At 64.1% G+C, this 11,833-nt stretch carries 8 protein-coding genes and 1 tRNA gene; 6 read left to right on the top strand and 3 right to left on the bottom strand.

The features are described from left to right. Window positions 1-21 precede the first annotated feature (21 nt). Entirely contained in the window at window positions 22-1,188 is a 1,167-nt protein-coding gene (locus NKJ72_RS22775) for an acetyl-CoA acetyltransferase (protein ID WP_352479502.1), read from the bottom strand. 228 nt (window positions 1,189-1,416) lie between these two features. Here NKJ72_RS22775 and betI point away from each other — a divergent pair, with 228 nt between their 5' ends. Genes betI through betB form a run of 5 tightly spaced genes read left to right on the top strand, consistent with a single transcriptional unit; the run spans window position 1,417 to window position 7,719 of the window. Next, entirely contained in the window at window positions 1,417-2,007 is a 591-nt protein-coding gene (gene betI / locus NKJ72_RS22770) for a choline-binding transcriptional repressor BetI (protein WP_352479501.1), read from the top strand. Next, window positions 2,004-3,533 (top strand): choline-sulfatase, encoded by a 1,530-nt coding sequence (betC, locus tag NKJ72_RS22765; RefSeq protein ID WP_352479500.1) that lies wholly within the window; start codon window positions 2,004-2,006, stop codon window positions 3,531-3,533. Before betI ends, betC begins: the two co-directional genes overlap by 4 nt. Continuing rightward, on the top strand, window positions 3,533-4,540 hold the full coding sequence (locus NKJ72_RS22760) for a threonine/serine dehydratase family protein (RefSeq protein ID WP_502901887.1): 1,008 nt from the start codon (window positions 3,533-3,535) through the stop codon (window positions 4,538-4,540). The genes betC and NKJ72_RS22760 overlap by 1 nt, the downstream gene beginning before the upstream one ends. A gap of 3 nt (window positions 4,541-4,543) precedes the next feature. Continuing rightward, complete coding sequence (gene betA / locus NKJ72_RS22755) at window positions 4,544-6,196, top strand: choline dehydrogenase (protein ID WP_352479498.1); 1,653 nt, start codon at window positions 4,544-4,546, stop codon at window positions 6,194-6,196. Window positions 6,197-6,255: 59 nt separating this feature from the next. Further along, window positions 6,256-7,719: a betaine-aldehyde dehydrogenase gene (betB, locus tag NKJ72_RS22750; protein ID WP_352479497.1), complete on the top strand. Its 1,464-nt coding sequence runs from the start codon at window positions 6,256-6,258 to the stop codon at window positions 7,717-7,719. Here betB and NKJ72_RS22745 read toward each other — a convergent pair. Beyond that, the gene (locus tag NKJ72_RS22745) at window positions 7,683-9,953 is read right to left on the bottom strand and encodes an AGE family epimerase/isomerase (RefSeq protein WP_352479496.1); all 2,271 of its coding nucleotides are present in this window, start codon (window positions 9,951-9,953) and stop codon (window positions 7,683-7,685) included. The genes betB and NKJ72_RS22745 overlap by 37 nt on opposite strands. A 15-nt stretch (window positions 9,954-9,968) precedes the next feature. After that, the gene (locus NKJ72_RS22740; RefSeq protein ID WP_502901886.1) at window positions 9,969-11,483 is read right to left on the bottom strand and encodes a phosphomannomutase/phosphoglucomutase; all 1,515 of its coding nucleotides are present in this window, start codon (window positions 11,481-11,483) and stop codon (window positions 9,969-9,971) included. 205 nt (window positions 11,484-11,688) lie between these two features. On the opposite strand from NKJ72_RS22740, the gene NKJ72_RS22735 reads away from it, so the two are divergent. Continuing rightward, a tRNA-Pro gene (locus NKJ72_RS22735) sits at window positions 11,689-11,765 on the top strand. Window positions 11,766-11,833 lie beyond the last annotated feature (68 nt).

Here is an 11,833-nt window from a genome sequence, read left to right as displayed (position 1 = left end):
CTCCCGCAAATGCGGGCGGGTTTATCTGATCCTGTCGAGAATGGAAACGTAGTTGGCGACCGCGGCACCACCCATGTTGAAGATGCCGCCGAGTTTTGCTCCCGGCACCTGGATGCCGCCCGCCTCGCCGACAAGCTGCATGGCGCTCAGCACATGCATGGATACGCCGGTGGCACCGATCGGGTGGCCTTTGGCCTTCAGCCCGCCCGACGGATTGACCGGCAACCTTCCATTCTTCGCCGTCTCGCCATCCAGGGCCAGCTTGGCGCCCTCGCCCGGCCTGGCCAGGCCCATCGCCTCATACTCGATCAGTTCGGCGATGGTGAAGCAGTCATGCGTCTCGACGAAGGACAGGTCGCCGAGCGTCACGCCCGCCTGCTTCAGCGCCTGGTTCCAGGCCTGCTCGCAGCCTTCGAAGGCGAGAATGTCGCGCTTCGACATCGGCAGGAAATCCTGCACATGCTCATTGGCGCGGAAGGCGACGGCGCGGCGCATCTTCAGCGCCGTGGCCGTGTCGGCAAGGACAAGCGCGGCGGCTCCGTCTGAAACCAGCGAGCAGTCCGTGCGCTTCAGCGGACCGGCGACGAAGGGGTTTTTTTCGCTTTCCTGCCGGCAGAACTCGTAACCGAAATCCTTGCGCATCTGCGCATAGGGATTGTCGACGCCGTTCTTGTGATTCTTGGCGGCGATCATCGCCAGCGCATCCGACTGATCGCCATAGCGCTGGAAATAGGCTTGGGCGATCTTGCCGAAGACGCCGGCGAAGCCTGCCGGCGTGTCACCGTCCTCCGGCAGATACGAGGCCTTGAGCAGGTTCTTGCCGATCTCGGGACCTGATGTCGTCGTCATCTGCTCGGCGCCGACCACCAGCACGATACGGGCAGCATTGGCGTCGATGGCGCGGATGCCTTGCCTGACTGCCGCCGAGCCGGTGGCGCAGGCGTTCTCGACGCGGGTCGCCGGCTTGAAGCGCAGCCGGTCGTCGGCCTGGAGTACCAGGCTCGCGGTGAAATCCTGGGCGGAAAACCCGGCGTTGAAGTGGCCGAGCACGATTTCATCGACGTCATCCGGACCGATGCCGGCATGATCAAGCGCCTCGACTGCCACCTTGGTGATCAGGCCCTCCAGCGTCTCGCCTTCGAGCTTGCCGAAGCGCGAATGCGCCCAACCGACGATGCATGCTGTCATGGCGATCTCCATTCTGTGGACCCGGGCTACGCGATACTTGCGGCGCGCCCTCAGCATTGTTCAAGCATGAACCGTTCCGCCGGCTTCGTGAAGGGGCCAGAACCGCACAATCGCTTGATCTCGAACATCTGGTCATAGTGCCTGGCTTTTGCCAGCAAATCAGACCGGATTTTTGTTGATTGATGCGTCAATAAAAAATAATCTTGGTGCCAACAGGCCGGAGCAAGAATGCCGAAACTCGGAATGGAACCGTTGCGCCGCAGGGCGCTCATCGACGCAACGATCTCGGCGATCGGCGAGCGCGGTTCGCTCGATGTGACGATGTCGGAAATCGCCGGGCGCGCCGGCGTGTCCTCGGCGCTTGCCCACCATTATTTCGGCGCCAAGGACGAATTGCTGCTGGCGACCATGCGGCACATCCTGAGCGAGCTCACCGCCGATACGCGCCGTGCACTTCGCGCGGCCGGCACGGCGCGCCAGCGCGTCTCGGCGGTGGTCGCGGTCAACTTCTCCGACGTCCAGTTCCAGCCCGAAACGATCGCCGCCTGGCTCGCTTTCTATGTCGAGGCGCAGAAGTCGTCAGCGCTTCGCCGGCTGCTCAAGGTCTATGCGCGGCGGCTGCATTCCAATCTGCTCAGCGGGCTGACCGGCATCCTGCCGAGGAGCGAGGCCGACCGGGTCGCCGAAGCGACTGCGGCGCTGATCGACGGGCTCTATATCAGGCGCGCGCTGAAGGACGGCGTCCCCGATGCCGCGACCGCAATCGCACTGGTCGAGGACTATCTCGAAACGAAGCTCAGCGGACGGCAGAAGCAGTGACATCCAAGCGACCCAACATCCTGATCGTGATGGTCGATCAGCTCAACGGAACGCTGTTCCCGGATGGGCCGGCGGATTTCCTGCACGCGCCGAATCTGACGGCGCTCGCCGCGCGTTCGGCGCGTTTTTGCAACAATTACACCGCCTCGCCGCTCTGCGCCCCGGGCCGCGCCGCATTCATGAGCGGCCAGTTGCCGTCACGCACCGGTGTCTATGACAACGCCGCCGAATTCGCGTCTTCGATCCCGACCTTTGCCCATCATCTGCGCGCCGCAGGTTATCACACCTGCCTCTCCGGCAAGATGCATTTCGTCGGGCCGGACCAGTTGCACGGTTTCGAGGAGCGGCTGACCACCGACATCTATCCGGCCGATTTCGGCTGGACACCCGACTATCGCAAACCCGGCGAGCGCATCGACTGGTGGTATCACAATCTCGGCTCCGTCAGCGGCGCCGGTACTGCCGAGATCACCAACCAGCTGGAATATGACGACGAGGTCGCCTTCTATGCGGTGCAGAAGCTCTACGATTTTGCCCGCGTCTCCGACGATGCCGCACATCGGCCCTGGTGCTTGACGGTTTCCTTCACCCATCCGCACGATCCCTACGTCGCACGGCGGCGCTACTGGGATCTCTACCAGGATTGCCCGGCGCTCGAGCCGGAGGTCGGCTTCATTCCTTACGACAGGCAGGACCCGCATTCGCAGCGGCTCTACCGCGCCAGCGACTATGACAGGTTCGACATCACCGCTGAGCAGATACGCCGCGCGCGGCGCGGCTATTTCGCCAACATCTCCTATCTCGACGACAAGCTCGGCGAATTGATGTCGGTGCTCGAGCACACACACATGCTCGACGACACAACCATCCTGTTTTGCTCGGACCATGGCGACATGCTTGGCGAGCGAGGCCTGTGGTTCAAGATGTGCTTTTTCGAAGGTTCGGCGCGCGTGCCGCTGATGATCGCCGGCAAGGGCGTACACGCCGGGCTGATCGAGACGCCGGTTTCCAATCTCGACGTGACGCCGACGCTTTGCGACCTCGCCGGCATCGACATCAGCGCGATTGCCCCGTGGACCGACGGCCAGTCGCTGCTGCCGTTGCTGAACGGAAAGAAACGCTCCGCGCCGGTGCTGATGGAATATGCCGCCGAAGGCTCCAACGCGCCGATGGTGGCGATGCGCGAGGGCCGCTACAAATTCATCCATTGCGAGATCGACCCGCCGCAACTGTTTGATCTTGAATCGGATCCGCGGGAATTGACCAATCTCGCCGCCGATCCGGCCAATGCGGCTTTGGTGGCCGCTTTCACCGACAAGGTGCGGGCGCGTTGGGACATGGCGGCGTTCGATGCCGCGGTGCGTGCCAGCCAGGCACGCCGCTGGGTGGTCTACCCGGCGCTGCGCAACGGCACCCATTATCCCTGGGAATTCCAGCCGCTGCAGAAGGCATCGGAGCGCTACATGCGCAACCATATGAACCTCGACCTGCTCGAAGAGCAGAAGCGCTTTCCGCGAGGCAAATGATGGCAGACCGTCTCGTCCCCTCGCTCGACCATCTCAGGCAGGCCTATGCCGTCACCTCCAAGGCAACGCAGGTCACGCCGCTGCTGGAATCGGCGGCACTCGCCCGCGAGACCGGCGCGGCCCGCGTCTTCGTCAAGGCCGAATCGCTGCAATGGGCCGGATCGTTCAAGGTGCGCGGCGCCTACTGGCGGCTGAAGAAGCTCTCGCCTGACGAAACCAAAAAGGGCGTCGTCGCCTACTCTTCCGGCAATTTCGCGCAGGGGCTAGCGGCGGCAGGCGAAGCGCTTGGCATTCCCGTCACCATCGTCATGCCGATCGACGCTCCAGCCGCCAAGCGCGACGCCACATCGGGTTACGGCGCGCGCGTGGTGCTGACTGACCATGGCGAGCGCGCGCGTGAGGAAGTCGCCGCCGCCAAGGCGCGCGAGATCGCCTCGAGCGAAGGCCTGGCGCTGCTGCACCCGTTCGACGATCCGGAGATCGTCGCCGGCCAGGCCGGTGCCGGGCTGGAGGCACTCGACCAACTCGCCGCTAGGCAAGCGGAGGTCGATCTCTTGTTCTGCTCAGTCGGCGGCGGCGGCCTGATCGGCGGCGTTTCGCTGGCCTTCCATTACCTGTCGCCCGCCACGGAGATCATCGGCGTCGAGCCCGAAGGTTTTGACGGCATGGGCTCGTCGCTGGCGCATGGCGCCATCGAAACCATGCCGATCGGGCCGAAATCGATCTGCGACGGGCTGATGTCGCGGCGGCCGGGCGACGCGCCGTTCGCAGCGGTGAAGGCGGCTGGCGTTCGCGGCGTCACCGTCGACGATGCTTCGGTGCGGCGCGCAATGCGCATCGCCTTCGAGCGGCTGAAGCTGGTGCTCGAACCATCCGGCGCTGCTTCGCTGGCGGCGTTGCTCGGCGGCAAGGTCGACGCGACCGGCAAGACCGTTCTCGTAGTGGCAACCGGCGGCAACGTCTCGCTGGCCGATTTCATTGCGCATATGAACCACGGGCGCGCATGAACCATGCTTGAAGCGGATTTCGTCATTATCGGCTCCGGCTCGGCCGGCTCGGCCATGGCCTACCGGCTGTCGGAGGACGGCAAGCATTCGGTCATCGTCATCGAATATGGCGGCAGCGATATTGGGCCGCTGATCCAGATGCCGTCGGCGCTGTCGATCCCGCTCAATATGAGCCTCTACGACTGGGGCTTTGCCAGCGAGCCCGAGCCGCACCTCGGTGGCCGCGTGCTGGCGACGCCGCGCGGCAAGGTGATCGGCGGCTCGTCGTCGATCAACGGCATGGTCTATGTGCGCGGCCATGCCCGCGACTTCGACCACTGGGCCGAACAGGGCGCGGCCGGCTGGGGGTTTGCCGACGTGCTCCCCTATTTCAAGCGCATGGAGGACAGCGCAGGCGGCGAGGATGGCTGGCGCGGCCATGGCGGCCCGCTGACTGTGCAGCGCGGCTCGAGGACGAACCCACTCTATGGCGCCTTCGTCGAGGCAGGCCGTCAGGCCGGCTTCGAGCTGACGGACGACTACAATGGCGCGAAGCAGGAGGGCTTTGGGCCGATGGAGCAGACCATCCGCGGCGGCCGTCGCTGGTCGGCGGCGAGCGCCTATCTGAGGCCGGCGCTGAGGCGGAAAAACGTCATCCTGGTCAAGGGTTTCGCCCGGCGGGTGATCATCGAGAATCAACGCGCCACCGGCGTCGAGATCGAAGCGCGCAAACGGATTCAGGTAGTTAGAGCGCGGCGCGAGGTGATCGTTGCCGCATCCTCGATCAACTCGCCCAAGATCCTGATGCTCTCCGGCATCGGCCCCGGCCAGCACCTTAGGGAGAACGGCATTCCGGTGATCGCCGACCGGCCGGGTGTCGGCCGCAATCTGCAAGATCATATGGAGCTCTACATCCAGCAGGAATCGACAAAGCCGATCACGCTGAACTCGGTGCTGAATCCGTTTTCGAAGGCGATGATCGGGGCACAATGGCTGTTCTTCAAATCCGGCCTCGGCGCCACCAACCATTTCGAGGCAGCCGCCTTCGTGCGCTCGCGCGCCGGCGTCGACTATCCCGATATCCAGTATCACTTCATCCCGGCCGCGGTCCGCTATGACGGCAAGGCGGCGGCCAAGGCGCATGGTTTCCAGGCGCATGTCGGGCCGATGCGGTCGAAGTCGCGCGGTTCGGTCACGCTGCGCTCGCCCGATCCCAAATCGAAGCCGGTGATCCGCTTCAACTACATGTCGCATCCGGACGACTGGAAGGAGTTCCGCCACTGCATCCGGCTGACCCGCGAGATTTTCGGGCAAGCGGCCTTCGATCCGTACCGCGGCAAGGAACTGTCGCCGGGCGCGCATATACAATCGGATGACGAACTCGACGCCTTCATTCGCGATCACGCCGAAAGCGCCTACCATCCTTGCGGCACCTGCAAGATGGGCCGTGCCGATGATGCGATGAGCGTCGTCGATCCCGAATGCCGCGTCATCGGCATCGAAGGGCTGCGGGTCGCCGATTCCTCGATCTTCCCGCGCGTCACCAACGGCAATCTCAACGCGCCGTCGATCATGACTGGCGAGAAGGCCGCCGACCACATTCTCGGGCGCACGCCGCTGCCACCTTCCAACCAGGAACCATGGATCAATCCGCGCTGGCAGGTGTCGGACAGATAGGCCATGATCCGGCGGACGCATATTCCGCATGCCGCGACAAGACGATTTGGAGAACAGTCATGCGCGCCCAGCCAACGGCATCGCATTATGTCAATGGCCGCTATATCGACGACGAGCGCGGCGCAGCGCTGCCGGTTATCTATCCGGCAACCGGCGAGACCATCGCCATGCTGCGCTCGGCGACGCCAAACGTGCTGGAGCTCGCGATCGAGGCGGCGCGTGCGGCACAACCGGCCTGGGCGCGGCTGAAGCCGGTCGAGCGCGGCCGCATCCTGCGCCGTGCCGCCGACATTCTGCGCGCGCGCAATGCCGATCTGGCGCGCATCGAGACGCTGGATACCGGCAAGCCTATCCAGGAGACGCTGGTTGCTGACGCCCCGTCGGCGGCCGACTGCCTGGAATATTTCGGCGGCGCCGTTGCCGCCTTTAATGGCGAGGCCGTCGATCTCGGCGGGCCCTTTGCCTATACCAAGCGCGAGGCGCTCGGCGTCTGCGTCGGCATCGGCGCCTGGAACTACCCGATCCAGATCGCCGGCTGGAAATCCGCACCCGCCCTCGCCATGGGCAATGCGATGGTGTTCAAGCCGTCGGAGAACACGCCTCTTTCAGCGCTGGCGCTCGCCGAAATCTATACCGAGGCCGGGCTGCCCGATGGCCTGTTCAATGTCGTCCAGGGTTTCGGCGATGTCGGCGCCGGGCTTGTCGGACATGATGTCGTCGCCAAGGTCTCGGTGACCGGCTCGGTGCCGACCGGCCGCAAGGTGCTGTCGCTCGCCGGCTCGAAGATGAAGCACGCGACGATGGAGCTCGGGGGCAAGTCGCCGCTGATCGTCTTCGAAGACGCCAACCTCGAAAATGCCATCGGCGGCGCGATGCTCGGCAATTTCTATTCGACCGGCCAGATCTGCTCCAACGGCACCCGGGTCTTCGTGCAGAGCGGCATCCATGACCGTTTCGTCGAGAGGCTGACCGAACGGACGAAGAAAATCCGCATCGGCGATCCGCTCGATCCGGACACGCAGATGGGGCCGCTGGTCTCGAAGGCGCAGCACGACAAGGTGGTCTCTTACATCAAGGCCGGCAAGCAGGATGGCGCGGTGCTCGCCTGCGGCGGCAACGTGCCTTCGCTGCAGGGTTTCCAGGGTGGCTTCTTCGTCGAGCCGACGGTGTTCACCGGTGTCACCGACACGATGCGCATAGCGCGCGAGGAGATTTTCGGACCGGTGATGAGCGTGCTGAAGTTCGACAGCGAGGACGAGGTGATCGAGCGCGCCAACGATACCGAATTCGGCCTCGCCGCCGGCGTGTTCACCCGCGACCTGGCGCGCGCCCATCGTGTCATCGCCGAACTGCAGGCCGGCACCTGCTGGATCAACGCCTACAATCTGACGCCGGTCGAAATCCCCTTCGGCGGCTTCAAGCAGTCCGGCATCGGCCGCGAGAACTCGCTCGCGGCGCTAGCGCTCTATTCGCAGCTGAAGTCGGTCTATGTCGAGACCGGGGATGTCGCCAGCCCGTACTGATCCTTGCGGGCCGTGCCGTCGAGATACTGGGTCAGCGCGCAGACGAGATGATAGAAGATGCTGGCCGGCACCTCGTTTGCCAGCGAGCGGCCACGCTCGTCGATGCGGTCGATCCACAGGCCGAGCGGTGCCGGATTGATGTGCCAGCGGAACAGCCGGCCGACCCGCGCCTCGATTTCCGGCTTCAGGTCGGGACCCCCCGAACCGTCCAGCGCGATCGCCGCCTTGATCGCTTCGGCCTGCGGCCAGCTGCGCGAGACACGGTCGAGCGGCAGTCCTTGCCGCGAGACGGCGCCGTAGGCGAGGCCCGTGGCGCGGTTCAGGCCATTGGCGATCGCCGACGCGTAGAGCTTCCTGGCGAGGCCGGTCAAGTCGCTCTGGCGGCTGCGACCGGCGAAGTCGACCAGCAGCGAGGCCCATTCGAAATGATGGCCCGGTTCGGTCCAGGTGCCCTTCTCGCCAGGGGCCGGCCGCCATTCATCGTCGAAATACTCGCCAAGGGTCCAGCTTTCCGGGTCGAAGAAATGGCTGCGGAACAGATCGACGATGCGCGCGGCGCGGCGGAGATGAGCGCGCTCGCCGGTCGCCTGATGCCAGGCCAGGAACGCCTCGAGCAGATGCATGTGCGGGTTGGAGCGGCGCTCGCCCTCGCCGCTCGAGGTCTCGCGGAAGCCGGTCAGGCGTTCGTCCTCGAGATGCGCGTCGATGAACGCAAAGGTCTCCTCGCCAAGCCGCAACGCATCGGGATTGCCGCACATATGGGCATGCGCCAGCGCCAGGAGCACGCAGGAATGATCGTAAGCATCCTCGGCGCCGTCGGCGACGGTGCCGTCGATGTTGAGGGTGCGTACCCAGCCGCCATTGTCGGTACGTCCGTGCCTGGCCATGAATTCGAGGCCGTGGCTGATCAGCCGATCGGCCGGGCCGTTCCAGCCGCGCGCCTTGGCGACGGCGAAGGCGTAGATCTGCCTGGCCTGCGTGCGCATGCGTTTGGGTTTCATCAGCGGGGCGGCATCGAAGCCGAGCGCTTCGTGGAAACCGCCATGGCGCTCATCGACGCCGACCGTCGACCACAACGGCACCGTCTCCTCGAACAGCCAATGGTGCACGCGGCGCTGCCAGGCGCCGCTTTCGATGACGCGATCGTCGGCGGGCGTGAACCTGGTCTCAAGGCGACCGCTCTTTTCGAGCTGCTCGACGATTTTTTTGACATTTTGGCTGTGGCTGACCGGCGCGACGAAAGTGGCGTCGGCGGTCGACACGATGGCAACGTCCTTCAGGCCAATGGCCGACAGCAGGCGACCATCGCTGCGGATATAGGAGTTCTCGCAATCGATGGCGACAACATCGCCGACGATGACATTGCCCTGCCTGTCGGAGGGGCCGACGTCGAGCAGCGATTGCCAGGAGCCAAGATCGTTCCAGCGAAAGCCCGCCGGCACCATGGCGATGCCGCTGGCGCGCTCCATGATCGCATAGTCGATCGATGTCGATGGGATGGCGGCATAGAGCTCCAGAGGCATATAGAGGCCGGAAAGGTCTGATGTCGCCGCCTGATAAGCAGCCTCGGTGGCGCTCCAGATGTCGGGCTGGAAAGCCATGAATGCGTCGCGCATGGCGCTGGCGCGAAACAGGAAGATGCCGGTGTTCCAATAGAAGTTACCGGCCTCGAGATAGCTCTGCGCCGTGGCGAGATCGGGTTTTTCGACGAAACGCGAGACGTCGCAGATGCCGTCCCGCTCGCCGGCCACCTCGATGTAGCCATAGCCGGTCTCGGGTTGCGCGGGCTTGATGCCGAAAACCACCAGCCTGCCGTCGCGCGCCGCCGCGGTGCCGGCTTCGACGCTCTGCCAGAATTGCTGCGCCGTCGCGATCTCGTGGTCGGAGGGCACCACCAGCACCAGGCTGTCGCCGAATTCCGACAAGGTGCGCAGGCTTGCCAAGGCAACGGCCGCGGCAGTGTTGCGGCCGGTTGGCTCGAACAGCGGGCCGCCGCCGGAAAGCTCGAGACCGGCAATATCGGCATGAACGCGGTCGGCGTGCCTTTCCGAGGCAATCAGGAAGACCGGCGTTTCGCCCTTCGGCCGTGCGGTCAGCCGCCGCAGCGTCTTGGCCAGCATCGAGCCGTCGCCGGAGAAATCATGGAACTGCTTGGGATTATCCTCGCGCGACAGCGGCCACAGCCGCGAGCCGACGCCGCCACTCATCACAAAACTGACGATCCGTTCGGTCATGAAGACGAGCCCCGCTCAAAAGGTCTGGTTGTAGGCGCCGACTTCGGGGCTGCGGCGCAGCACCGCATCGACGGCTTCGAACATCTGCCGGCGCCGCTCGGATGATACCGGGCTCTCCACCACCACCACAAGCTCCGGCTTGTTCGATGATGCCCGCACCAGCCCCCAGGTACCATCCTCCGCCACGACCCTGACGCCGTTGACGGTGATCAGTTCGGCGATCTTCTGGCCGGCGAAGACCGCGCCGTCGTTCTTCATCTTGCGAAAATCGCTTACGACGCGCTCGACGACGCCGTATTTGAGCTCGTCGGCGCAGTGTGGCGACATGGTCGGCGTGCCGAAGGTCAGCGGCAGATCGCGGTAGAGATCGGCCATGCTGCTTTGCGGGCTGCGATCCAGCATCTGGCATATGGCGATGGCCGTTACCAGGCCATCGTCATAGCCGCGGCCGATCGGCGGATTGAAGAAGAAATGGCCCGATTTCTCGAAACCGGCGGCGGCGCCGAGTTCGGCGACGCGCCGTTTGATATAGGAGTGACCGGTTTTCCAATAGTCGGTGACCGCGCCATTTTCCCGCAACGCCTTGTCAGTCATGAACAATCCGGTCGACTTGACGTCGACGACGAAAGTCGAGCCGGGATAGAGGTGCGAAATGTCGCGCGCCAGCATGACACCGACCTTGTCGGCGAAGATCTCGTTGCCCTCATTGTCGACCACGCCGCAGCGGTCGCCGTCGCCATCGAAACCGAGCCCGACATCGGCGCCCGTTTCCAGCACCTTGTCGCGAATGGCGTGCAGCATCTGCATGTCTTCGGGGTTGGGATTGTAATTGGGAAACGTATGATCGAGCTCGACGTCGAGCGGGATCACGTCGCAGCCGATCCTTTCCAGTGCCTCGGGAGCGAAAGCCCCAGCGGTGCCGTTGCCGCAAGCGGCCACCACCTTGAGGTTCCTCGAGATACGCTTTCCCGCTGTCAGATCGTCAAGGTAGGTTTTGCGGAAGTCCGCAACGAAGTCATAGGAGCCGCCACCTACAAGATCGAAATCGCCGGACAGCACGATCGCCTTCAACGCACTCATCTCCTCCGGACCAAAAGTCAGCGGGCGCGCCGCGCCCATCTTGACGCCGGTCCAGCCATTCTCGTTGTGCGAGGCAGTGACCATGGCGACGGACGGCGTGTCGAGCGCGAACTGGGCGAAATAAGCCATCGGCGACAGGGCCAGCCCGACATCCTTGACCCGTGCGCCGGCTGCCATCAGCCCGGAAACCAGCGCCAGCTTTATGGCAAGCGAATAGGAGCGAAAATCGTGACCGGTGACGATGTCCGGTCCGGCGCCCAGGCGACGGATCAGCGTGCCGAGCCCCATGCCGAGCGCCTGGACCCCGATCAGATTGAGTTCCGGCGTTCCGTTCGAGCCGGGATGGCCGAACCACCAGCGCGCATCATATTCGCGAAACCCGGACGGCTTGATCAGCGCCGAGGTTTCAAACTCAAAAGTGTTTGGTCTGACATCGCTAACGATCTTCATCGACAAGGCTGCAAACTCCAGGCTGCTGAATCAGGTGCTTCGAGGCAAGGCGACGGTTACCCAGAAGCCCTTTAAGCCGTGTTTGTGCGACAGGAAACTGAAACCTGTATGACGTGGCGGCGAAAGCGAAAGAAATGCGACAGAAGCGCCTCCATTGGCGCTTGCAGTAACCAAACGCGGCGGCTATAAGCCCGCGGTCTGGTCACGGAGTGTAGCGCAGCCTGGTAGCGCACATCGTTCGGGACGATGGGGTCGCAGGTTCAAATCCTGCCACTCCGACCAGAAAAAACAGCGGCTTAGCTGTTTTTGTTCCCGAAACAACCACTATCCGCCGCAGTTCTGATCAATCG

This window comes from Mesorhizobium sp. M0045 (assembly GCF_040323385.1).
Taxonomy (GTDB): Bacteria; Pseudomonadota; Alphaproteobacteria; order Rhizobiales; family Rhizobiaceae; genus Mesorhizobium.
The sequence above is the reverse complement of the archived record's forward strand: the minus strand, read 5'-3'. Positions and strand labels throughout refer to the sequence as shown.

Bases quoted from the DNA above. Each gene is read 5' to 3' on its own strand.
- NKJ72_RS22740 (WP_502901886.1), bottom strand. From the start codon at position 11,483: ATGAAGATCGTTAGCGATGTCAGACCAAACACTTTTGAGTTTGAAACC.
- NKJ72_RS22745 (WP_352479496.1), bottom strand. From the start codon at position 9,953: ATGACCGAACGGATCGTCAGTTTTGTGATGAGTGGCGGCGTCGGCTCG.
- NKJ72_RS22775 (WP_352479502.1), bottom strand. From the start codon at position 1,188: ATGACAGCATGCATCGTCGGTTGGGCGCATTCGCGCTTCGGCAAGCTC.
- betI (WP_352479501.1), top strand. From the start codon at position 1,417: ATGCCGAAACTCGGAATGGAACCGTTGCGCCGCAGGGCGCTCATCGAC.
- betA (WP_352479498.1), top strand. From the start codon at position 4,544: ATGCTTGAAGCGGATTTCGTCATTATCGGCTCCGGCTCGGCCGGCTCG.
- betB (WP_352479497.1), top strand. From the start codon at position 6,256: ATGCGCGCCCAGCCAACGGCATCGCATTATGTCAATGGCCGCTATATC.
- NKJ72_RS22760 (WP_502901887.1), top strand. From the start codon at position 3,533: ATGGCAGACCGTCTCGTCCCCTCGCTCGACCATCTCAGGCAGGCCTAT.